The organism is Rhodococcus sp. Z13 (assembly GCF_025837095.1).
GTDB lineage: Bacteria > Actinomycetota > Actinomycetes > Mycobacteriales > Mycobacteriaceae > Rhodococcus > Rhodococcus sacchari.
In genome coordinates this window covers 3832313-3858396 of sequence record NZ_CP107551.1, presented here as the reverse complement: position 1 = coordinate 3858396, position 26084 = coordinate 3832313, and the positions used below count along the sequence as shown (strand labels likewise).

General features: G+C 72.0%; 6 protein-coding genes. 3 read left to right on the top strand and 3 right to left on the bottom strand.

What is annotated here, in order from left to right; genetic code table 11:
* Positions 1-120: 120 nt before the first annotated feature.
* Positions 121-1953 carry a DUF4012 domain-containing protein gene (locus OED52_RS17595; RefSeq protein ID WP_264152127.1) on the bottom strand — a complete coding sequence of 611 codons (1833 nt, stop codon included), beginning with the start codon at positions 1951-1953 and terminating at the stop codon, positions 121-123.
* Between the two features lie 206 nt (positions 1954-2159).
* Here OED52_RS17595 and OED52_RS17590 point away from each other — a divergent pair, with 206 nt between their 5' ends.
* Complete coding sequence (locus OED52_RS17590; RefSeq protein WP_264154748.1) at positions 2160-20870, top strand: non-ribosomal peptide synthetase; 18711 nt, start codon at positions 2160-2162, stop codon at positions 20868-20870.
* The gene (locus OED52_RS17585) at positions 20870-22600 is read left to right on the top strand and encodes a tyrosine-protein kinase domain-containing protein (protein WP_264152126.1); all 1731 of its coding nucleotides are present in this window, start codon (positions 20870-20872) and stop codon (positions 22598-22600) included. The genes OED52_RS17590 and OED52_RS17585 overlap by 1 nt, the downstream gene beginning before the upstream one ends.
* On the opposite strand, the gene OED52_RS17580 is transcribed toward OED52_RS17585, so the two are convergent.
* Complete coding sequence (locus OED52_RS17580; RefSeq protein ID WP_264152125.1) at positions 22571-23086, bottom strand: arsenate reductase/protein-tyrosine-phosphatase family protein; 516 nt, start codon at positions 23084-23086, stop codon at positions 22571-22573. The two genes, OED52_RS17585 and OED52_RS17580, sit on opposite strands and share 30 nt — an antisense overlap.
* Before the next feature lie 159 nt (positions 23087-23245).
* Here OED52_RS17580 and OED52_RS17575 point away from each other — a divergent pair, with 159 nt between their 5' ends.
* Positions 23246-24640 carry an Hsp70 family protein gene (locus OED52_RS17575; RefSeq protein WP_264152124.1) on the top strand — a complete coding sequence of 465 codons (1395 nt, stop codon included), beginning with the start codon at positions 23246-23248 and terminating at the stop codon, positions 24638-24640.
* Here OED52_RS17575 and OED52_RS17570 read toward each other — a convergent pair whose 3' ends face one another.
* Positions 24641-25906 (bottom strand): YibE/F family protein, encoded by a 1266-nt coding sequence (locus tag OED52_RS17570; RefSeq protein WP_264152123.1) that lies wholly within the window; start codon positions 25904-25906, stop codon positions 24641-24643.
* Between the last annotated feature and the right edge of the window lie 178 nt (positions 25907-26084).

Below are 26084 nucleotides of genomic sequence, written 5' to 3'. Positions count from 1 at the left end.
GGTGAACGGTGCTTGGCGCACATGACTAGACAGCAGGAACTGCCGAGATCAGCTGTATGTTCGCGAACCCGATATTGTTGATTGTCTACGAGTCCAACTCAATTAGCCTTCGGTGGATGGTCATTCACACCGAGATCGGGTGAGTTGTAATGACGACTCGTCGAGGAGAGGTTGGACGGGTACGACGGGCGTGCCTTCGATGCTAGGTTCCTCCAGCTCGTACATAATTTCTGTCGTGCCGCCCTGATGCACTTGAGTTTGAACGTTGAACAGGGGATGGCCTCGTTCCTCGCTCTGGTAAGTGAACGTCGTTTCGCCGTTGACTGCTGCGCGCTTCAACTTAGACCCTTGGGTGGCTATGAGTCCCACATCAGTGAGGTTCGTTCCCGGTGGTGCCCCTACGGGATTGTCGAACATCCCGACTACGTATTCCGTGTAGTCACCGGGCGGGAGGTCGTTGGTCAATCGGACGATCACCTTTGTGCTCCGGGTATCGCCCTCGCACGACTCGGCGATGTACTCGATCTCTCGCTTGAGGAAATAGTCGAGCTTGTTCCCCCCGACATTGTTGATCACCACGCCTGCATACGGTGCTGGATCGTCGGGCACGATATGTCCCAGCGGAGTCGTTTCGATGACACTTTGTTCGTAGGGATTTGAACTCCACACGGACAGGCGGCCTTCGCTAGCAGACCGCCCCAACGCTTCTAGAACTGCACGCGGATTAAAGATGCTCCCCGTTAGCTTCTGTACGACTGCCTTCGCGACCGTCTCCAAGTACGTCTTTCGTGCAGCTTGGTCGTCACCGAAGCGCTTGTAGGCGGTAGCCTCGGTCAACTCCACGACATTGTCGGCAGTGATCCGCTCACCGTCCGGCAGAATCACGTCCCCGACGACCTCGAGCACGTAACTCAACACGACCGGGTCGGTCGCAATTGCACCGTCGACCCGCTCACCGGTCTCCTGCTGCCACATCGACTGCCAGATCTGGCCGGCGTACGGGAAATGCGAGCTCACGTTGCTGTTGCGGAAATCCTGCGTGGGGCGGCTGTGCCCATAAGCCCTGGCGAAGTCCGGACCCAGATCGATGGGTTCGTAGTCGGTGCGAAGTTCGCGGTTGCTCGAGACCTCGTCGATGGAGACCGCGCCGTCGTTGACGCGCATGATTGCGAAGCCGCCCAGCAGGCCACTCGTGCCGCGCGCCTCGGCGTTGGTCTGGAAACCCACGAAATAGCTCCGCGGACCATCTGCACCCAGCATCGACGGCGCGATTTGCGCCGCGAGCGCAGTGTTGTTCAGCAGGGACGACAGTTCGGAGACCTGTTCCTGCAGGTCCACGCGCGCCTCGTCGATCACCCCGACGTACGTGCTGTCGACATTCTGGGCCTGTGCTTCGATGTCGGTGATCGCGGCGGCCGTCGATTCGAGCACGGGTGCAGCCTCGCGCAGCGCCGCGAGGTTGATGCGGGCGCCGTCGAGAATCAATTGATCGGGGGAGACCGCGCTGCCGGCATCGACCGCAGGAAGCAGAACCTGCTCTGTGAGACCACTCACAACAGTGGCCATCTGGCGGGTGGAATCGATCGGGCTTCCCAGGAACGGAATCGCGCCGGCCACGCGCCACGGGATCGAATCGACCGAGCTCTGTGCATCCTGCGCGTAGCGATCTGCGTCACCGGCGGCGGTGCGGGCCTTCTCGGTATCGCCCGCGAGCAGTGCATCTTTCGCGGTGGTTGCGAAGTTCTGTGCCTTCTCCAGGTTCGACTTCGCCTGCAGGCCCTCGTAACCGAACCAGCCGACGAAACCGACGACGGCGAGAGCGCCTACACCACAGCCGATCTGGATGCGGCGACGTTTGGCACGCCGAGCGGTGATCTGCTCCTCGCTCAGGCGTCGACGAACCTTGCGGCGTTGCTCGCCGGGCGAGCTCGACTCACCGGCTACCTCGTTCACGCGGTCCTGCCCCCTTCATCATTTCGGTCGAGACGATAACCCGAGGCCGAACTGACTGGTTGTCCAAGTGGTGGGTGGTCGGACGGATAAGTAAACTTCCGACCGGCGATCATTGCCGCGGAGTTGGGAGGCTCCGACATGATTGCACGACGGGGAGGATCGCGCACTTCCACGTCTATCTGTCGGGTGAGGCGAGGGGAGCGAAAGTGCGTCTACTTCCGCTGTCTTCGAGTCAGCGGGGATTGTGGTTCGCACAGCAACTTCACCCCCGCGTTCCGTTCACCATCGCGCAGTACGTCGAGTTCCGCGGCGAACTCGACGTAAGACTGCTGCTCGACGCCAGCGAGAAGACGGCCCGCGAGATCGAGACCGGCACGATGGTGCTCGTCGAGCAGAACGGCGAGCCCTTCCAGAAGGCCGTTCCGGACATCGACGACTACCCGGGATATCTCGATCTGCGCTCCGAGGGCGACCCCGAAGGCGCAGCTCACCGCTGGATGCAGGAGACCTTCGCCCGGCCGCTCGACATGATCGAGGACCGGCTTATCGGCACCACGCTGCTGCAGCTCGCCGACGACCGGTTCTTCCTGTCGAGCTTCATCCACCACATCGCCCTCGACGGACACGGCGCGGTGGTCATGCTCGAGCGCTGCGCCGAGATCTACAGCGCCTGGGTGAAGGGTGAGGAACCCCCGCCGTGCAAGGCGTTACCCATCGAGAAGATCCTCGAGTTCGAGAGCGCCTACACCGGCTCGAAGCGCCAGGCCACCGACCGCGCGCACTGGCTGAGCCGCCTCGCCGACCTACCCGAACCGCTTTCGCTCGTCGACGACGTCGCACCGCCCGAGGCCCCCGCCCGGTACGCCGGTGCCGAACTCGCACCCGAGGTGGCCGAGGCCGTCGCAGTCCTGGCCCACGACGCCAACTCCACCGACGTGCCCGTCGTGGTCGCGGCCTTCGCGGCCTTCCTCGCCCGCACCTGCGACGTCACCGACGTGGTGCTCTCGCTGCCCGTCTCGGCCCGCACCACCGCGTCGCTGCGCCGCTCGGCCGGGGTGGTCTCCAATCTCGTGCCGCTGCGCGTGCGGATCGACCTTGCGTCGCCCGCCACCGACCTGATCCGCGACGTGCAGGTCGAGCTCACCGGCGCCCTGCGCCACCAGCGTTACCGCTACGAGGACATGGTCGCCGACCTGCGTGAACTCGGTCGCGAGCAGAGCCGCACCCGCAGCGCCTTCGGGCCGGTGGTGAACCTGATGATGTTCCACCCGCAGATCACCTTCGGTGAGGTGATCGGCGACTACCACGTGCAGTCCACCGGTCCCGTCGACGACCTGTCGGTCAACGTCTACCCGGGCATCGCCGGCCGCACCTTGCGCGTCGACTTCGAGGCCAACCCCCACCTCTACGACTCCGAACATCTCGACGCGCTGCACCGCCGCTTCCTCGGCTTCCTGCAGCGCTTCGTGCAGCACGCCGACGTCGCGGTGGGCGACCTTGCCCTCGCCGATGCCACCGAACTCGACGGCCTCGCCCCCGTACAGGGCCGCCCCGCACCCGAGCCGCAGCTGCTGCCCGACCTGCTCTCCCGCCACGCCGGCAGCAACCGCATCGCGGTGATCGACGGCGACACCACCTTCACCTACCGCAACCTCGATGCCCGCTCCGACAGGCTCGCCCACGCCCTCGCCGCGTCCGGTGCCGGACCGGAGGAACGCGTCGCGGTGCTGCTGCCGCGGTCGATCGACTCGGTGGTCGCACTGTGGGCCGTCGCCAAGACCGGCGCCGCCTACACCCCGCTCGACCCCGATCTGCCGACCCGCCGCCTCGAACACCTGCTGCGCGACGTGCGGATCGCCGTCGCCCACGACCACCCGGAGCTGCCCGCGCACGTCACCCGCATCGCGCCCACCGTCGACGGGCCCGCCGAAGCGTTCACCGCCGAACACCGGCCGCGACCCCTGCACGTCGACCACCTCGCCTGGGTCATCCACACCTCCGGCTCCACCGGCACCCCGAAGGCCGTCGCTGTCACCCACCGCGGCCTCGCCGCTCTGATGTCGACGCTGCGCGACCGCTACCGCGCCGACGCCGACGCGCGCGTGCTGCACCTGGCCGCCCCGAGCTTCGACGCGTCGCTGCAGGAACTGCTGCTCGCCTTCGACGCCGGCGCCGCCCTGGTGATCTGCCCGCCCGACGCCGTCGGCGGCCCCGCGCTCACTACCCTGTTGCGCGACGCGGCCGTCACCCACGCGATCACCGCCCCGGCGATCCTCGCCGCCACCCCCGCCGAACACCTTCCCGACCTGCGTGTTCTCGACGCCGGTGGGGAAGCGCTGCCGCAGACGGTCGCCGACCGTTGGTGCACCGGCCGCACGATGCTCAATGCCTACGGGCCGACGGAGACCACCGTCCTCGCCACCCTCAGCGATCCGCTGCAGCCCGGCGGCGGGGTGCCCATCGGCCGGCCCGTCGACGGCACCGGTGCCGTGGTGCTCGACGCCCGCCTGCACCCCGCGCCCACCGGCGTGACCGGTGAGCTCTACCTCTCCGGACCGGGCGTGGCGCGCGGCTACCTCGACGCCCCGGCCCTCACCGCCGAACGCTTCGTCGCCGCCCCGAACGGCGAGCGCATGTACCGGACGGGTGACCGTGCCCGCTGGACCACCGACGGCCAGCTCGAATTCCTCGGCCGCAGCGACAACCAGATCAAGCTCCGCGGACACCGCATCGAACTCGGCGAGATCGAAGCCGCACTCACCGCCTGCGAGGGCGTGCGGGCCGCGGCCGCTGCCGTGCACGACGACGTGCTCGACGCCTACGTGGTGGGCGACGCCGACCCCACCGACCTCGCGGCCCGGCTCGCCGAGGAGCTGCCCGCACCGCTGCGGCCGTCGACCATCACCGTGCTCGACGCGCTGCCGCTCACCCCGGGCGGCAAGGTCGACCGGCGTGCGCTGCCCGTCCCGGATCGTTCCGCGGCCGCGCACTCGCGACCGCCGGGCAACCCGACGGAGAAACTCGTCGCCGACCTGTTCGCCGAGCTCACCGGCGTCGACGAGGTGGGGGCCGACTCCGACTTCTTCGCGCTCGGCGGGCACTCCCTCGGTGCCGCCCAGCTCGCCGCCCGGCTCGGGGCCGCGCTCGGCCGCGACGTGCAGCTCCGCGACGTGTTCGCCCACCCGACGGTGGCCCGCCTCGCCGCCGCCGCGACCACCCGCCCCGAAACCGACTCGCGGCCCGTCGCCACCGCCGACACCGGCCCGGTCCCGCTCGCTCCCGCCCAGCGGCGGTTGTTCCTGCTGGCCTCCGCGCACGGCGACCCCGCCGCCTACCACCTGCCGTTCGCTCTGCACCTCGACGGCGACCTCGACCTCGCGGCGCTGCGGGCCGCGGTGGGCGACGTGCTCGACCGGCACGACACCCTGCGCACCGTCGTCTGCACCACCCCCGACGGCCCGGTGCAGGAGGTCCTGCCCCTCGACCGCGCCCTCGCCGCTCTCGCGCTCGACCCCGAGACCGTCGCCGACCAGGACGTCGACGACCTCATCGAGCAGTGGGCGGCCGAACCGTTCGACCTCACCACGCAGATCCCCTTCCGCCTGCGGCTGCTGCGCCTGGCCGAGAACCGGCACGTGCTCGCCGTCGTCGCCCACCACATCGCGCTCGACGGTGCGTCGTTCGTGCCGCTGACCACCGACGTCGCCACCGCCTATCTCGCCCGCACCGCCGGTGAGCAGCCCGCCTGGGCGCCGCTGCCGCTGCGCTACCGGCACTACGCGCGCTGGCATCTCGACCGCCTCGGCGACCCGGCCGCACCCGACAGCCGCGCCGGACGCGAGATCGACTACTGGACAACCACACTCGACGGACTCAACAATGCGGCCCCGCTGCCCACCGACCACCCGCGCACCGGCGGATTCGGACCGGCCGCCGCGGTGGACTTCACCGTGCCCGCCGCACAGATCGACGCGCTGCGGGCCGTCGCCGCCGACCACGACGCCACCACCTTCATGGCCGTGCACGCCGCCGTCGCCGCCTGGCTCGCGGCCTGGACCTCCGGCCGCGACATCGCCGTCGGCACCGGCACCGCCGGCCGCGACCACCCCGACCTCGACGCGCTCGTCGGCATGTTCGTCGGCACCGTCACCCTGCGCCTGCAGGTCGACCCGGCCGAACCGTTCACCACGCTGCTCGCCCGGGCCCGCGACACCGACCTCGACGCCTTCGCGCACGCCACCGTGCCGTTCGACCACGTCGTCGACGCTCTCGGCTTCACGCCCTTCCGGGTGATGCTCGCCTACGACAACGTCGACGTGCCCGACCTCGAACTGCCCGGCCTCACGGTGCGGCCGCAGGAGATCGCCTCCCCGCAGGCCCGATTCGACGTCGAGATCGCACTGCGGGAGAGGCCCGACGGCTCGCTCACCGGCTGCCTCGTCTACGACACCCGCCTGTTCGACGACGCCACCGTCACCGGCTGGGTCGAGCGCCTGACCGGGGTGCTCGCGCAGGTCGCCCAGCACCCGGCCCGGCCCGTCGGCGATCTCGACCTCGGCGCACCCGCCGTCGAACCGGCTGCACCCGGACCGGACGCCACCCTCGCCGAGATCGTCGACCGCTCCCCGGCACGCGTCGCCGAACCCGGGGGAGAGGCCGTCGAGATCCGCGTCGCCGCACGGCCGCTCGCGTGGGAGCTGATCGGCCGCGGTATCGGACCGGAAGACCTTGTGGCCGTGGTGCTTCCACGCTCGTCGCGGTCGGTGCTCGCCGCCGCCGCGGTCGCACTGGCCGGCGCGGCCTTTGTGCCCGTCGACCCCGCCCAGCCCGCCGCGCGGATCACGCAGCTGCTCACCGCCTCCGGCGTGCGGCACGCGATCGTCGACCCCGGCACCGACTTGCCCGAGGGCATCGAAGCGATCGAGTTCGTCACCCACGGCAACACCCGCGCCATCACCGACGCCGACCGCGTGCGGCCGCTGCACCTCGACCACACCGCCTACCTCGTGTACACCTCCGGCTCCACCGGCACCCCCAAGGGCGTGGTGGTCACCCACCACGGACTCGGCTCGCTCGCACGGTCGTTCACCGAACGCTTCGACCTGCCCGTCCACGACGGCACCGCCACCGACGCGCGGGTGCTGCACTTCGCGAATCCCGCCTTCGACGGCGCGGTGCTCGAATACGTCCTCGCGCTCACCGCCGGCGGCACCCTCGTCGCCGCCCCCGCCGACCTCTACGGCGGCGACGAGCTGCTGGATCTGCTTCGTGCCGAACACATCACGCACTGGTTCTCCACCCCCTCGGTGCCCGCCCAGCTCGACCCGGCCGGGCTCGACGACCTGCGGGTGCTCGCCGTGGGCGGCGAGACATGGCCGGTGGAGACCGCCGAACGCTGGGCCCCCGGCCGCACCCTCCTCGACGTCTACGGGCCGACGGAGACCACCGTCCTCGCCACCGCCAGCGCGCCCTTCGCGCCCGGCGATCGGCTCACCATCGGCACCGGTCTCGTCGGCGTCACCGTCGCGGTGCTCGACGACCGGCTGCGGCCCGTGCCCGACGGCGCGAGCGGGGAGCTGTATCTCGGGGGACAGGGCGTGGCCCGCGGTTATCTCGACGGCCCCGCCCTCACCGCGGAACGTTTCGTCGCCAACCCCTTCGGTGGCGGACGGCTCTACCGCACCGGTGATCTCGTGCGCTGGGTGCACACCCGCGACGGGCTCGCCCTCGAATTCGTCGGCCGCCGCGACCACCAGGTCAAGATCCGTGGCTTCCGCGTCGAACTCGGCGAGATCGACGCGACCCTGCAGACCCACCCAGCGGTGGGCACCGCCGTCACCGTGGTGCACGACGACCTGCTCGCCGGCTACGTGCAGGTCCACGACCGGATCGACCCGCACGACCTGCGCGCCTGGGCCGCCGACCGGCTGCCCCGGCACATGGTGCCCGCGAGCATCACCGTCGTCGACACTCTGCCGCTGACGAGCACCGGCAAGATCGACCGCGCCGCCCTGCCCGCCCCGGCACCCACCGCGACCGGCACCGACGGATACCGCAGCGCCACCGAGGAACTCGTCGCCGGGATCGTCGCCGAAATGCTCGAGGTGCCCGTCGTCTCCGGCAGCGACGACTTCTTCGCCGTCGGCGGCAACTCGCTGCTCGCCACTCGGCTCGCAGCCCGCCTCGGTGCCGTCGCCGGACACCGGCTCGGGGTGCGCGAGATCTTCGAGAACCCCACCGTCGCCGACCTCGCCCGGCTCGTCGCGCAGGACACCACCGGTGAGCATCCGCCGCTCGTGCACGTCGACGGGACCGACGGTCCGCTTGCCCCGGCGCAGCAGCGCATGTGGCTGCTCAACCGCTTCGACGTCGCCTCCGGCACCGACGGTGGCGACCACATCGCCTTCGCCGTCGACCTCGACGCCGACACCGACCTCGACGCCCTGACCGCCGCGGCCACGGACGTGCTCGCCCGCCACGACGCGCTGCGCACACTCTTCCCCGAGGCGCCGGACGGCCCGCGCCGCCGGGTGGTGCCCACCGCGACCCTCGACCTCGCACCCGTCCACACCGGCGACCTCGATGCGGCACTGACCGAATTTGCCCGCGTGCGCTTCGATCTCACCGTCGACCTGCCGATGCGCACGCGCCTGTTCCGCGCGGAACCGGGCTTCGTGCTCGCCGTGGTGCTCCACCACATCGCCGCCGACGGACTGTCGATGCCGGTGCTCGCCCGCGACGCCGTCGCCGCCTACACCGCCCACCGCGACGGAACGCCGCTCGACCTGCCGGCCCCGGCCGTCACCTACGGCGACTACGCCCGCTGGCACACCGCCCTGCTCGACGACGGTGTCGCCGACCGCCAGCTCGCGTACTGGACGACGACCCTCGCCGACGCACCGCCGCTGCTCGCGTTGCCCCTCGACCGGCCCCGCACCACCGACTCCGAGCACACCGCCGGACGCGTCGAGTTCACGATCCCCGCCGACCTGCACGCCGCGGTCGAGACGCTGGCCCGCACCCACGACGTCACCCCGTTCATGGTGCTGCACGCCGCCCTCGCGGTGCTGCTGTCGGCACTCGCCGCGACCGACGACATCGTGATCGGCACCCCCGTCTCGGGCCGCAGCCACGCCGCGGTGGACGAGCTGGTGGGCATGTTCGTCGGCACCGTGCCGCTGCGCCTACGGGTGCGGCCGCACACCACCTTCGCCGACCTGCTCGCCGAGACCCGCCGCGTCGATCTCGACGCCTTCGCTCACGCCGACGTGCCGTTCGACCGCATCGTCGACGCCCTCGGTGCCGGTGCCGAGGGGCATCACCCGCTGTTCCAGGTGTTGCTCGCCTACGAGTCGTTCGCGCTCGATTCGCTCGCGCTGCCGGGCGTCGCCGGGATCCGGGAGATCCCCGCCGCGACCGCCCGCCTCGATGTCGAAGTGACGGTGCGGGAGCGGCGATCCGGGGCCGGAACCCCCGCCGGTTTGGAACTGATCCTCAGCCACGACACGGCCCTGTTGGAACCTGACACGATTCTTCGCTGGGGCCCTTGGCTGATGCGTATTCTCGACGCCGTTACCGCCGATCCGACTGTGCAGCTCGGCGGTATCGCGCTGCGTGGCGCCGACCCTACCCCCGTCGGCGCTGCGCGGCACCTACCGGCCGAGTCGCTGCCCGAGCTGGTCGCGCAGCGCGTGGCCGACGATCCCGCTGCGCTCGCCGTGGTGGGGGACGGGTACTCCCTCACCTACGGCGCGCTGTGGTCGCGCTCGGGCGCGCTCGCCGCCCTCCTCACCGACCACGGGATCGGCGCCGAGGACGTCGTGGCCGTCGCCCTGCCGCGCTCACCCGAACTCGTCGTCGCGATCCTCGCCGTCACCCGCGCCGGCGGCATCTACCTGCCCGTCGACGTCACCCACCCCGCCGCACGCCTGCAGGCCCTCGTCGACGACGCGCAGCCCGCCCTGGCCGTCACCACCGGAGTCGAGTTCACCGGCGTGCCCACCCTGCGGCTCGACGACCCCGACGTCGCGGCGCGCCTCGCCGACGGCGCCGACTTCCACCGCCCGATCACCTCCGACCGCGGCGCCTACCTTGTCTACACCTCCGGCTCCACCGGCACCCCCAAGGGCGTGCTCGTCACCCACCGCAACGTGACGTCGCTGCTCGCCGCCACCGTCGACGAGTTCGCGCTCACCGCCGACGACGTGTGGACGCTGTTCCACTCGCCGGCCTTCGACTTCTCGGTGTGGGAGATGTGGGCACCGCTGGCCACCGGCGCCCGCCTCGTGATGGTGGATCACCTCACCGCCCGCGACCCGCAGGCCTTCGCCGAACTGCTGGTGCACTATCGGGTGACGGTGCTCAACCAAACCCCCACTGCCTTCCGACAACTCGCCACCACCGGCCATGCGCCCTTCGAACACCTGCGGTTGCTGATCTTCGGCGGCGAAGCCCTCGACCCCGGTCTCGTGCTCCCCTGGGCGCAGGCCCATCCGCACGTGCGGACGGTCAACATGTTCGGGATCACCGAGACCACCGTGCACGTCACCGCCGGCGACGCCACCGCACCCGGCATCGGGGCACCGCTACCGGGTCTGACCGTCGAGGTCCTCGACGCGGCGCTGCGCCCCGCCCTGCCCGGCTCGACCGGTGAGATCCACGTCCGCGGAGACCAACTCGCGCGCGGTTACCACCGCCGCCCCGGCTGGACCGCCACCCGCTTCGTCGCCGCACCCGGCGGCACCCGCCGCTACCGTTCCGGCGACCTCGCCCGCCTCGACACCGCGCTGCACTATCTCGGCCGGGCCGACCAGCAGATCGAACTGCGCGGCTACCGCATCGAACCCGGTGAGATCGAAGCCGCACTGCTGCGCTGCGAGGGCGTCGAGCAGGCCGTGGTGCTGCTGCGCGACGACCGGCTCGTCGCCTATCTCGTCGTCGGCGACGCCACCGCGGTGCTGCGCGACCTGCGCGGCCGCCTGCCCGACCACTTGGTGCCGTCCGCCGCCGTCGTGCTCGACGCCCTGCCGCTCACCCCGAACGGCAAACTCGACCGCGCCGCGCTGCCCGCCCCCGAGATCACCGCGGGGGAGGGACCGGCCCCGCACGGACCGGTCGAGGAACTTGTCGCCGAGGTGTGCGCCGACCTGCTGGGCCTGACCCCCGGCGGCATCGGCGCCGACGACGACTTCTTCCACCTCGGCGGCAACTCGCTGCTCGCCACCCGCCTCGCCGGACGCCTCACCGAGGTCACCGACACCGACGTCACCGTCCGCGACGTCTTCGACCACCGCACCGTCGCCGCGCTCGCCGACCACATCACCGAGAACACCGGAACCGGCGGCAGCCGAACACCTCTCGTCGCCGATCCCGACGCACCCGCACCGCTGTCCGCCGCGCAGCGCCGCCTGTGGTTCGTCAACCGCTTCGACCCGTCCTCCCCGAGCTACAACCTGCCGTTCGCGGTGTGCCTCGACGGCGACCTGGACGTCGACGCGCTGGCCGCCGCCGTCACCGATGTGCTCGACCGGCACCGCACCCTGCGCACCGTCTATCCGGCCGCCGACGAGTTCGCGGTGCTGCCGGTCGCGCGGCCCGACCTCGACCCCGTCGCCGTCCCCGAGGACGCCCTCGACGGGTTCGTCCGCGAATTCGTCACCACCGGTTTCGATCTCACCACCGAACCACCGGTGCGGATGCGGCTGTACCGGACGGGACCCGACCGGCACGTGCTGCTCGTCGTACTGCACCACATCGCCGCCGATGGCTGGTCGCTCGGACCGCTGCTGCGCGACATCACCGCCGCCTACACCGCCCGCCGCGCCGGACAGGCCCCCGCGCTGCCGCCGCTGTCCGTGCAGTACACCGACTACGCGCGCTGGCAGCACAGCCTCGCCGACGAGCAGATCCCGTTCTGGCTCGACGAACTCGCCGGCCTGCCCGACGAGGCGAGCCTGCCCACCGACCGGCCGCGCCCCGCCCGGTCCAGCGGACGCGGCGCCGCGCACAGCCTGCACCTCGACGCCGACCTCGTCCGTGGCCTCCACGAGCTGGCCCGCGACGGCCGCGCCACGGTGTTCATGGTGCTGCACGCCGCCCTCGCGGTGCTGCTCGCCCGGCACGGTGCCGGCCGCGACATTCCCATCGGCACCGCGGTGGCCGGTCGCGGCGACCCGCGGCTCGACGACCTCGTCGGTATGTTCGCCGGCACCCTCGTGCTGCGCACCGACGTCGACCCCGACGCGAGCTTCGCCGACCTGCTCGCCCAGGTGCGCCGCCGCGACCTCGCCGCCTACATGTACGCCGACGCACCGTTCGAGACGCTCGTCGAGAAACTGCAGCCGACGCGCAGCGAGTCGCGGCACCCGCTGTTCCAGGTGACGCTGTCGCAGACCCGGCCCGTCACCTCGCGGATCGAGCTGCCCGGTCTGCAGGTGAGCGCCGTCCCCGTCGACACCGGGCACGTCGCGGTGGACGTGCAGGTCACCGTCACCGAGACCCCCGGCGGGCTCGACGTCGAATTCTTCTACAGCACCGACCTGTACGACGCGGAGACCGTCGCCGTCTATGCCGATCGCTACCGCGCCGTGCTCGAGGCGGCAATCGCAGACCCGACGGTGCCGGTCGCCGGGATCGACCTCGGCGCCACCCCTGCGCTCACCGGGCCGGAACCGGGGGAGCCGCAGTCGCTGCGCCGCCGGCTGGTGCGCGGCGCCGCCGCAGGTGGCGAGGGTCTGGCGCTCGTCGACGACGACCGCGAACTCTCGTATCCCGAACTGCTCTACTACGCCGATGCGCTCGCCGCCCGCCTGCAGCGCGCCGGGGTGCGCACCGGCGACCCGGTGGCCTGTGCGTTCCCGCGCTCGCTCGAATCCGTGCTGGCGGTGTGGGGCATCGTGCGGGCCGGGGCGGCACCGATGCTCGTCGACCCCGCCCAGCCCCCGGCGCGACTGGCCGCGCTGCTCGCCGACGTGACGGTGGGAGTCGGTGTCGCCGAGACCCTTCCGCAACACGTCAGCTGGCTCGACGTGACCTCCGAGACCGACGAGGCGCTCGGCGACGTCACCGACCCCGCCCCCGACGCCCCCGCCTATTTCGTGTTCACCTCCGGCACCACCGGAGAACCCAAGGCCGTCACCATCACCCAGCGCGCCGCGAGCGCATTCGCCGAGGACCTCGCCGACCACCTCGCCGCCGCCCCGGGCGATCGGGTGCTGCACGTCGCGGCGCCGTCGTTCGACGCGGCGATGCTCGAGATCCTCACCGCCGGCATCAGCGGCGCGACCCTCGTGATCGCCGACGCCGACAGCTACGGCGGCGCTGCCCTCGGCGAGCTGCTGGCCCAGCAGGCGATCACCCACGCGATCCTCACGCCGCCCACCCTCGCCACCCTCCCGGCCCGCGAGCTGCCCGCCCTGCGGGTGCTCATGACCGGCGGCGACCGGCTCACCGCCGACCTGGTGGCCCGCTGGGGCGAGGGCCGGCGCGTGCTCAACGGCTACGGCCCCGCCGAGTCCACCACCTTCGTCACCGTCTCCCACCCGCTGCGGCCCGGCGACGAACCCGTCATCGGCCGGCCCGGACGCGGCGCCACCGTCGAGGTCCTCGACGCGCGGCTGCGATCCGTCCCCGACGGGCTGGTCGGCGAACTCTACGTCTCCGGTCCGCGGCTGGCCTCCGGCTACCGCACCGCCCCCGGCCGCACCGCCCTCCGGTTCGTCGCCGGACCGGGCGGCACCCGCCGCTACCGCACCGGCGACCTCGTGCGCCGCACCCGCAGCGGCGACCTGGCGTTTGTGGGTCGCGGCGACGGGCAGGTCAAACTACGGGGCGTGCGCATCGAACCCGGAGAGATCGACACCGCCCTGACCGCCCTCGACGGCGTGGACCGGGTGGTGACCGTCGTGCGCGGCACCAACCTGGTCTCCTACGTCACCGGCAGCGGCCTCAACGGCACCGCGCTGCGCGCCCGGCTGCGCGAGCTGCTGCCCGCCCACCACGTGCCCAGCGCGGTCGTGGTGCTCGACGCGATCCCGCTCACCAGCCACGGCAAGGTCGACGTCGCCGCCCTGCCCGAACCGGCCGCCGCGACCGGCACCGAACCGGCCACCCGCACCGAAGCGCAGGTCGCGCGGATCGTCGGGGAGGTGCTCGGCACCGGGCCGGTGGGCCGCACCGACGACTTCTTCGCCCTCGGCGGCAACTCCCTGCTCGCCACCGTCCTCGTCGGGCGGCTGCGCGAGGAGACCGGCGCCTCGGTGCCGCTGCGCACCCTCTTCGCCAACCCCACCGTCGACGCGCTCGCCGCGGCCCTCGACGCCGGCGGCTTCGACACCGACGAAGGCCCCACCGTGGTGTACCTGCGGCCCGAACGCATCCCGCTCAGCCGCGCCCAGCGCCGCCTGTGGGGCCTGAGCTCACTGCACCCCGACGCCTACCGGCTGCGCAGCGAGGTGCAGCTGCGTGGACGCCTCGACCTCGGCGCCCTGCAGGCCGCGCTCGGCGACGTCGCGCTGCGCCACGAGATCCTGCGCACCGACTACATCGTCGACGGCGACGGCGTCTACCAGCTCGTCCACGACGCACCCCGCAGCGACCACTGGAGCGTGCGCCTCGAACGCCGCGCCGCCGAGCTGTACTCGCTGCACTTCGACATCGACCACGCCATCGCCGACGGAATGTCGCTGCGGCCGCTGTTGCGCGACCTGTCGCTGGCCTATCTCGCCCGCGCCGCCGGCCGCGCCCCGGACTGGGCGCCGCTCCCGCTGCAGTACGCCGACTACGCCCTGTGGGAGAACGGCCGCGGCGTCGCCGACACCGACCTCGAACACTGGCGTCGCGCCCTCGACGGCCTCACCCCGGTCGCGCTGCCCACCGACGGCACCGGCACCGACCCGGAGGCCCGCACCGTCGACTTCACCGTGCCCGCCGACATCCGCGACGCCGTCACCGCTCTGGCCCGCACCCACGGCGCCACCGAGTTCATGGTGCTGCACGCCGTCCTGGCGGTGCTGCTCGCCCGCCTCGGCGGCCACGACGACGTCGCCGTCGCCGCGGTGGTCGGCGGCCGCCGCTGGGCGCAACTCGAGGAGCTCATCGGGCCCTTCGTCGACACCCTGGTGCTGCGCGCCCGCCTCGCGCCGGAGATGACCTTCCACGGGCTGCTCGGGCAGGTCCGCGACTTCGACGTCGCCGCCCTCGACCGCACCGCGGTGCCGTTCGAACAGGTCCTCGCCGACACCGGCCTCGACACCCCGCAGGTCGCGCTGACGGTGCAGGACTTCGGGCTCGAACCGTTCACGCTCGGGGATCTCACCGTCGAGGCCCGCGAGATCGTGGACGGACCACCGAAATTCGACCTGCAGTTCACCTTCGCTCCGCGCGGTGCCGAGTACACCGGCACCCTGGTGTTCGACGCGTCGCGCTTCGCCGACACCACCGCCGCGCAGCTCGCGAGCCGCTTCGTCGCACTGCTCGGCCGGCTCACCACCGACCCCGACGTCAGCGTCGGCGACATCGCCGTCGGCAGCCCGGCCCCGCCGCTCGCCGGTGCCCAGCCCGCCCCGGCCCGCACCCTCGCGGAACTGCTGCGCGCCACCGCCGCCGCACATCCCGACGCCGAGGCGCTGTGGGGCGACGGGCAGTCGCTCACCTACCGCGAACTCGACGAACAGTCCGATGCGCTCGCCGACGAACTGCGCGCCGAAGGTGCCCGCGACGGCCGGATCGTGCTCGTCGACACCCCGCGCGGCCTCGACCACATCCTCACCCTCTGGGCCGTCGCGAAAACCGGTGCGGCGTTCACCCATTCACGGGAGGCGGGGGAGACCTGCCTGCCCGGCACCGCCTACGTCGTGTCCACCTCCGGCTCCACCGGCGCACCCAAGCAGGTCGCGGTGACGCACTCCGGCCTCGCCCCGCTCGCCACCGAAGCCGCCAAGCGCTACCGCGTGGGCCCCGGCGACCGTGTGCTGCAGGGCTATTCACCCGAGTTCGACGCCGCGCTGCTCGAGATCCTGCTCGCCCACACCACCGGCGCGACCCTCGTCGTCGCACCCCCGGAGGTGTACGCGGGACCGGACCTGCACCGCTTCCTCGCCGACCAGCGCATCACCCACTACCTGTCGACCCCCACGGTGCTCGGCACTCTCGACCCCGAGGGACTGCCGGAACTGAAGGTCGTCGCCTCCGGCGGCGAGTCGCTGCCGCCCGCCCTCGCGGCGCGCTGGGCCACGGGCCGCGCCATGCTCGATGCCTACGGCCCCACCGAGACCACCATCGTGGCGACCCTCGCCGACGTCGACGGCACCACCGACCCCGGCATCGGACGTCCCGTGCCCGGCACCGTCGCCCACGTCCTCGACGCGCGGCTGCGGCCCGTCCCGATCGGCGCGGCCGGCGAGCTCTACCTCGAGGGTGAATCCCTCGCCGCCGGTTATCTCGACGACCCGGCCCGCACCGCCGAACGCTTCGTCGCCGCACCGGGCGGAAAACGCATGTACCGCACCGGTGATCGTGTGCACCGTCGCAGCGACACCCTCGCCTGTCTCGGCCGCACCGACCGGCAGCTCAAGGTGCGCGGTGTGCGCATCGAACCCGGCGAACTCGAAGCCGCCCTGCTCACCCAGCCCGGTGTGCGGCAGGCCGCGGTGCTCGCACTGTCGGGCACCCTCGTCGCGTTCGCCGCCGGGGACGATCTCGTCGCCGACGACCTGACGGCCCGCCTCGCCCTCGTCGTGCCCCCGCATCGCATGCCGTCGCGCGTGCACGTGCTCGACCGGCTGCCGCTCACCGGCAACGGCAAACTCGACGTCGCCGCCCTCGAACAGGTCGACACCGATGCCCACCAGGACGCCGCCGACGACGACCGGCCGCTCACCGACGCCGAAGAACTGGTGGTGACGGTCGCCGAGAACGTCCTGGGCTCCCGGCCGTCCGCGCACCGCGGCTTCTTCGCCGCCGGCGGTGACTCGCTGACGGCCGTCGTCTTCGCCGCCCGCCTCGGCGACGCCCTCGGCACCGAGGTGCCGGTGCGCGAGGTGCTGCACGCCCCGAGCCTCGCCGCACTCGCCGCCCGCATCGACGCCACCGCCACCGACCGGCCGCCGCTGCGCCGCTACGACGACCCCGAGCCCGCCCCGATCGCCCCCGCCCAGCGGCGCCTCGCGCTCGTCTCCCGCGCCGAACCGGGCACCACCGCCTATCTCGTGCCGGTCGTGCTGACGCTGCGCGGCGATCTCGACGTCGACGCCCTCACCGCCGCCGTGGGCGACGTCATCGAGCGGCACCGGGTGCTGCGCACCGCCTTCCCCGGCGATCGGCAGCTCCTCGTCGACGCCCCGACACTGGAACACTCCGCGCCCGAGGATGTTTCCGCCGCGGTGGCCGCGACGCTCACCACCCCCGTCGGCATCACCGCCGAACCGCCCCTGCGGATCCGGCTGTTCGACGTCGAACCGCACACGTGGGTGCTCGCCGCTGCGGTGCACCACATCGCGTTCGACGGTGCCTCCGTCGCCCCGCTGCTCGCCGACCTGTTCACCGCCTACGGTGCGCGTCGCGGGGGAGCGGCCCCCGAGTTCGAGGCGCTGCCCGTCACCTACGGCGACTACGCCCGCTGGCAGCACGACCTGCTCGGCGATCCCACCGACCCGACCTCGCTCGCCGCCCGCCAACTCGACTACTGGGCAACCACTCTCGACGGACTGCCCCACACCCCGCTGCCGCTGCCCACGGACCGCCCGCGACCCGCACAGCCGAGCCACGTGGGCGCACAGAGCATCTCGCGTCTCGACACCGCCACCCTCACCCGCCTGCGGGAGGTCGCGCGGCAGCACGACGTCACCGTGTTCATGCTCGTGCACGCCGTGCTCGCCGCGATGCTCGCCCGCCGCAGCGGTCGCACCGACATCGCCGTCGGCACCGCCGTCGCCGGTCGCGGCGACACCCGCCTCGACGCTCTGGTCGGCATGTTCGTCGGCACCGTCGTGCTGCGCACCCCCGTCGACCCGGCCGCACCGTTCACCGACCTGCTGCGCACCGTCCGCATCGCCGACCTCGGCGCGCTCGCTCACGCCGACGTGCCCTTCGACGAGGTGGTCGCGCGGATCGCACCGCACCGCGATCCCTCCTACAGCCCGCTGTTCCAGGTGCTGTTCACCCACCGGCACGCCGGCGACGAGACCCTGCCGCAACTGCCGGACGTGCAGGTCGCCGAGTTCGACGCCGGGGAACCCGCCGCGCAGTTCGACCTTGCCGTCGAGTTCGTCGAACGCCCCACCGGCGCCGATCTGCGCTTCGTCTACGCCACCGACCTGTTCGACGCCACCACCGCCGACGCGATGCTCACCGAGACCGTCGCGTTGCTCGGCGCCGCCCTCGCCCAACCCGACCGCATCGTCGGGGATCTTGCCGTCCCCGCCCTCGTGCCACTGACCGGGCCGCCGGTCGCGCCGCGCACCCTGCGCGACATCCTCGCCGACACCGTCGCCGCGCACGCCGGCCGCATCGCGGTGCGCGCCGGCACCGTCGCCTGGACCTACACCGGACTCGACGCCCGCTCCGACGAACTCGCCGCCGTGCTCACCGCCCACGGGGTGCGCCGCGGCGACGTCGTCGCGATCGCCCTGCCCCGCGGCGAACACTGGCCGCTCGCCGTCTGGGCCGTCACAAAACTCGGTGCGGCGTGGGTGTCGGTGGACCGCAGCCAGCCCGAGGCGCGCATCGCCGCGATCCTGCGCGACGCCCGCCCCCGCGTCGGAATCACTCTCGGCCCCTGCGATCTCGGCTACCTCACCTGGATCGACCCCACCGAGGAACCGACCCTCGTGCTCGAGACCGTCGCGCCGCCGCGGATCGACCTCACCGTCGACGACCTCGCCTATCTCGTCTACACCTCCGGCACCACCGGCACCCCGAAGGGCGTCGAGGTCACCCACCGTGGCCTCACCGCCCTGCTCGAACTCCAGCGCACCACACTCGGTCTCGACGACGGAGCCCGGGTGCTGCAGGTCGCCTCGCACACCTTCGACGCCGCGGTCTTCGAACTGCTCGCCGCCCACGCCCACGGCGGCACCCTCGTGATCGCCCCGGATCACGCCTTCGCCGGCGACCCGCTGCAGGAACTGCTGGTCGCCGAGCGGGTCACCCACCTCAACGTCACCCCCAGCGTGCTCGGCACCCTCGACCCCGACACGCTGGACGAGACGACGGTCGTCGCCGCCGGAGAAGCGTTGCCGCCCGAGCTCGTCCGACGCTGGTCGCGGCACCGGCTGTTCAACGGTTACGGCCCCACCGAATTCGCCGTCGCCGCCACGGTTTCCGAACGGCTGCACGGCGACGGCAAACCGCCCATCGGGCTGCCGGTCGCCGGGGCCACCGCCTACGTCCTCGACGGTCGCCTGCATCCCGTGCCGCCCGGCACGACCGGTGAACTCTACGTCACCGGTCCGAGTCTCGCCCGCGGCTACCGCCGTGAAACGGGGCTCACCGCAAGCCGATTCGTCGCCGACCCGTTCGGGGAACCCGGCGCGCGGATGTACCGGACGGGAGACCTCGTGCGGCTGCTGCCCACCGGCGAACTCGACCATCTGGGCCGCGCCGACGAACAGATCAAGATCCACGGCATCCGCATCGAACCCGCCGAGGTCGACGCCGCGCTGCTCGCCCAGCCGGGGGTCGCCGCCGCCGTCACCGTGCCGCACACCCTGCGCGGGGAGACCGTCCTCGCCGCCTACCTCCGGCCCGAACCCGACACCACCCTCGACGTCGCCGCGCTGCGCCGCGCCCTCGCCGCCGCCCTGCCGCGGCACCTGCGCCCGGCGAGCCTCACCGTCGTCGACGCACTGCCGCTGCTGCCCTCGGGCAAGGTCGACCGCGCCGCGGTGCCCGAGCCCGCCGACCCGGAACCCGACACCCGTCTCGCCCCCGAAGGACGGATCGCCGAGATCGTCGCGGCGGTGTTCGCGCGGCACCTCGACCGGCCCGTCGACACCATCTCCGCCGACCGCGGCTTCTTCGACCTCGGCGGCACCTCCCTCGGTGCCGTCACCGTCGCCGGGGACCTGCGCGCCGAACTCGACACCGACGTGCCGGTGGAGTGGCTGTTCACCAGCCCCACCCTCGCCGCACTCGCCGACCGCATCGACCACGGCAGCAGCGACACCACCGACCCGCTCGGGGTGCTCGTGCAGCTCGCCGCGGGCGACGACCGGCCCCCACTGTTCTGCATTCATCCGATCAGCGGACTGGCCTGGCCGTACGCCGGGCTCGCCCCGCATCTGGGCGGCCGCACGATCTACGGGCTGCAGGCCACCGGCCTCGACGAGGTGCCCGGCGACCTCGGCGCCCTCGCCGAGCGGTACCTGGCGGAGATCCGTAACGTACGAGCCGATGGTCCCTACCACCTGCTCGGCTGGTCCGTGGGCGGCAGCATCGCCCACGAGATGGCAGTACGGCTCCGCGAATCCGGCGAGCGGGTGGGCGCGGTCGTGCTCCTCGACACGCTTCCTCCCGAGCTGCTGCCCGACGAGCCCGAACCGGCCGGCACCGGACCCGACACCAGCGGGCTGCCCGACCGGCTCGTCGCCGAGGTCCGCCGCCGCGCCGACACCGCCGCGCAGGCCGTCGAATCCGCCGCGCGCCGGCACACCCCGAACACCTACGAGGGCGACATCGACCTCGTGGTCGCCACCCCCGATCTCGACCGGCACCCCGACATCGCCGCCACCTGGCAGCGATACGTGCGCGGTCTCGTCGTCGAACATCCGGTGCCCTTCCGGCACTCGGAACTGGCCGATCCGGACGCCCTGCGTGCGATCGGCCCGGTGATCGACAGCCTGCTGTCGCACCGAGACGACAACCCCACCGCGCCCGCCGGGTGCGCACGCAGTGTTACCGCAACAAGGGAGACGCCCTGATGGAAGTACATGATTACCTGCGAATTCTGCAGGCGAGATGGAAGATCGTCGCCGTCACGACGGTCGTCGCCGTGCTCGCCGCACTCGGGGCGTCCCTGCTGACGACACCGCAGTACGAGGCCAAGACCCGCCTGTTCGTGTCCACCTCGTCGGGCGCGTCGGTGCAGGAGATCTACCAGGGCAACCTGTTCTCGCAGCAGCGCGTCACCTCCTACACCGAACTGCTCGAGGGCACCACCCTCGCCCAGCGCACCATCGACAAGCTCGGGCTCGACGGCCTGTCCGCCGCCCAGCTCGCCGCGAAGGTCGACGCGTCGTCCACGCCCGACACGGTGCTCATCGACACCGCCGTCACCGACACCTCGCCGGAACGGGCCCGCGATCTCGCCAACGCCCTGTCCGACGAGTTCGTCGTCATGGCCCGCGAACTCGAGACCCCCGAGGACGGCGGTCCGCCCACCGCCCGCGTGGTGGTCGAGCAGTACGCGGCCACCCCGTCGACGCCGGTCACCCCGAAGACCAAGCGGAACGTCGCGCTCGGCCTCGCCGTGGGTGTGCTGCTCGGCATCGCCCTCGCGGTGCTGCGCGACCGGCTCGACAACACCGTCAAGAACCGCGAGACCCTCGAGGAACTCACCGGCACCGGTGTCGTCGGTGTGATCCCGCACGAGAAGGAACGCCAGGAGAAGCCGGCCATCTCCTTCTCCGACGCCCACAGCGGCGACGCCGAGGCGTACCGGGAGATGCGCACCAACCTGCAGTTCCTGCACGTCGACAACCCGCCGCGCTCGCTCGTGGTCACCAGCTCGGTGCCCACCGAGGGCAAGACCACCACGGCCATCAACCTCGCGCTGGTGCTCGCCGAGGCCGGGCACTCCGTCGTGCTCGTCGAGGCCGACCTGCGCCGCCCCCGCGTGTCGAAATACCTCGACACGATGAACGACGCCGGTCTGTCCACCGTGCTGGCCCACCAGGCCACCCTCGAGGAGGTGCTGCAGCCGACCGCCGTCGACGGCATGTGGGTGCTCGCCGCCGGTGCGCTGCCGCCCAACCCGTCGGAGCTGCTCGGGTCCGCGCACGCGCGTGAGGTGTTCGACGAGCTGCGGGAGCGGTTCGACTACGTGATCATCGACGCGCCGCCGCTGCTGCCCGTCACCGACGCGACGATCCTCGCGACCGCCGCCGACGGGGCACTGCTGGTCGCGCGGTTCGGCAAGACCACCCGCGATCAGTTCGCCCGCGCCGTGGGCAACCTGCGCACCGTCAACGCGAACGTGCTCGGTTCGATCCTGACCATGACCCCGACCAAGGGCCACGGCACGGTCTACGAGTACCGCTACTACTACAGCACCGACAAGCCCGCGACAGTGACGCCCGCCCAGTCGGCACCGGCTGCACCCGCTCCGGTCGCGGCGCCGCCCGCGGCGACACAGCGCATCCCCGCGCCCGCTCCGGAGGCCCAGCCGGCTCGCCGGGCCGAACCGCCGGCCACCCAGGCCTGGACCCCGGGCCCCGAGGGCTACCGCGGGGCCCCGTCCGCGCAGTTCCCGCCCGCACCGGAACCCGCCTCGGAGCGCTACGGCGACACCGAGCGGTACCAGCCGCCGCAGGCCTACTCGGCCGAACCGCAGGCCACCCCGCCCGTCGTGCACGCACCGCGACGGCCGGTGGGCGGCTCGGATACCCGGGCGGTGCCCGGCTCAGATCCTGAGCGCGGCCAGCAGCGGTAGGAGCAGATCGGCGATCTCGGTCCCGACCGCGACGAACGTCTCCTCGTCGCGGCCGATCGGATCGAGAACGTCCTCAGGCCCGGGCGCAGTCGTCTGCGCCCGGGCCACCGCGAGCTCCGCGACGGTCCGGGCACCGCTGAGCTGCTGCAGCCGCGCGGCCTCCTTCAGCGTGAAGGTCGAATGCATCTTCCGCGGCGCGAGCTGCAACACCTTGGTGCGCTGCCGCTCGCTCATCGTGATGATCAGATCGGCGTCCTCGGCGATCGGCGGCGTCAGGCGCCGGGCCACGAACCCCTCCGGATTTCCGCCGAGCTGCTTCAGCACCAGCGCCGCAGTGGGTTCCATGCCGTACCCGACCATCGCGTTGGTGCCCGCACTGTGTGCGGTCAGATCCGTGCGGCCCTGCTCCTGGGCATACGCGGTCGTCAGAAGTTCTGCCGTGGGGGAGCGGCAGATGTTCCCGGTACACACGTAGAGGATCCGCATCCGGCGATCCTATGGGACACGGCACAAGCCCGCCCGAGATGCACGTTCGTCATTCGAACGGGTGCGATGACGTGCGGGGACGGTTCTGTAACATCGTCGGCGATTCGAAGCGCCGGGGGAGGTTTTCGAAATGGCGCAACACAACGTCGAAGGCAGCTGATGAGTTCGGTACTCGGTGTCACCGTGGGGGAAAGCGCCGTGCGGGTCGTGCGTCCGGTGGATCGGCACGCCCCGTCCGCAGGGTTCCAGTTCCAGGTGGTCGAAACAGGTAAGGACGATCCTGCGCGGCTCGCCGCCGGCACGCTCGGCGTGCTGTTCCAGACGGGTGTCGCGGGCGACCCGATCGACACGGTCGGGCTGGTCTACCGCGACCAGGCGCAGGCCGAGCGACTGCGCGCGGCGATGGCCACCGAGCGTCTCGACCGCTACGTGCTCGTCTCCGAGCCCGAAGCGGCCGTGACCTATCTGCAGGCCACCGGCGAACTCGGCAGCAGCACCGCCGTCTTCTACGACCTCGGTGCCGCGGGCCTGACCGTCACCGTCGTCGACCTCGTCACCCGCGAAGTCCTCGCCGAACGCACCGACAGCATCGGCGGCCGCGTCTTCGACGAGGCGATCCGCGCCCACCAGCTCGACAAGAACGGGGTGTGGCGCCCCGACGACCCCGCCACCGACGACGAACTGTCGGCGCAGTGCCGCGAGGCGAAGGAACGGCTGTCGCAGTCCGACACCGTCGCCGTGCCCGGCGCCGCCGGGGTGGTACTGATGTCGCGCGAGGCGTTCGACCCGCTCATCGCGCAGTGCGTCGAATCGTCGGCGCAGTTCGTGCACCAGGTGATCTCCCGTGCCGGTCGCAACCCGGAAGCGGTCGTGCTCATCGGTGGCGGCGCGCACATCCCGCTCGTGCAGGAGGTGTTGCGCTCCTGGCTGAAGCTGCCGCTGGTGGTGCCGCACGAACCCGAACTGGTGCTCGCCAAGGGCGCCGCGATGATCGCCGCCAACCCGCCGGCCGCGCAGCCCACCAGCGCCCTGACCCGGATCGTGCCGCCCGCCGCGCGCAACGACGAGACCGAGCGGATCCCGCTCGTCACCGCCACCTCCGCGGCCGCGCCCGAGGACAAGGAAGACAAGAAGCCCTGGTGGGCCGGTCTGGCCGGCCGCGGTCCGCGGGTCACCACCGGGCAGCTGTCCGGCGCGGGGATCGCGGGCACGGCACTGGCCGTCGTCGCGGTGATCGGTGTCGCGCTCAGCACGGGATTCGCGAACACCCCGGAAGGCGAGTCGAGCCCCACCCAGTCGTACGAACCGCCGACCACCACGACGACCTCGGCGCCGAAGCCGGCGGTCGCGCCGACGCCGGTCACGACCACCACCGCCGAGCCGCCCCCGCCGGTGGAGACGGAGGAGGTCTACGTGCCGCCGGCCCTGCCCGCCCCGGCGGCCCCGCCGGCGCCGCCGACCATCCCGGGGCTCGGTGTGCCCGTCCCGACGCTGCCGCCACTGCCCACCATCGAGTTGCCACCGATTCCGGAGATCCGCATCCCCGGTCTGTGATCAGCGGGCGTGCCGGCCCCGCTTCGGCAGGGTGTCCGACGCGTCGGCGCGGGCGAGCATCGCGGCGATCGCCGTCGTCAACGGCACCGACAGGGTGAGCGCGATGCCGCCGACGGCCGCGCGCACCAGCTCGATGGCGACGGCGTCGCTCGTGACGACGTCGGTGATCGACCGTCCCGCCACGGAGAACAGCAACAGCAGCGGCAGCGCGCCACCGGCGTAGGCGAGCACCAGGGTGTAGACGGTGCTGGCGATGTGGTCGCGGCCCACCCGCATCGCCGCCGCGAAGATCTCCCGTCGCGACGACGTCGGATCCAGCCCCGCCAGCTCGAACGCCGATGCGGCCTGGGTGATGGTGACGTCGTTGAGCACACCGAGCGAGCCGATGATGAACCCGGCGAGCAGCAGCCCGGAGATGGACACGTGGCCGATGTACATCTGCACGTCGGTGTTCTGTTCCTCCGACAGGCCCGTCAGGTGCGTCATCCGGATGGCGACATAGGACAGCAGCGCCGCGACCACCATCGATGCCAGGGTGCCGAGCAGCGCCGAACTGGTCCGCAGGTTCACGCCGTGCGCGAGGTAGAGCACGGCGTACAGGATCAGAGCGCCGCCGACCAGCGCGACCGGCACCGCGGGCTTGCCGTCGAGCAGGGCGGGCAGCATGAACACCACGAGCACCGCGAACGCGAGGCCCAGGCCGATCAGGGCACGCAGGCCCCGCCAGCGGGCGACCACCACGACGACGATCGCGAACGCCGCGACCACCAGGGTGAGCGGCAGGCCGCGCGCGAAGTCGTAGAAGGAGTACTGGGTGGCGCCCGACGGATCGGTCTGGCGGACCAGGCGGATGTCGTCGCCGGCCTGCAGTTCGGGCTGGCCCGGGCCGGGGATGACCTCGAGCAGCGTCCGCGCTCCGGAGTTGGGGCCGGACTCGATGGCGACGATGCTGCGCTCGCACTCGTAGGCCGCGCCGGCCGGGGGCAGCGGCTCGGTGGTGAAGACACGGCCGAAGGACGGGCTGCCACAGGGGCCGGTGCCCTGCTCGATCACGGTGCCGGCCTCGGTGACGACGGCGTCGCCGCCGGTGGTCTGGAAAGGCGCAGGAACCTCGACGGTGCGGGTGTCCGGCCAGAGTACGAAAGTCCCGATGAGAACCATCACACCGATGGCGGCGAGCAGCCCGACGACGATCTTGGCGGCGATGGGGCCGAGGGGAGTGGGACCGTCCGAATGCCCGTGGCCGTGTCCATGTCCGTGACTCATCGGCACAGGCTAGCCAGAGCGGTGGAGAAAGAAGAAAGGGGCTGGTGGTGGCGGGGAGCAGGGGGGGTGTCCCCGCCACCGTCACCTGGCCTCGCACAGGGGGGATGGCGATGGGCCAGGGAGCCCGGGCACTCGAAGTGCCATAAGACAAATTACTGGTTCGAGACCCGACTCGGGA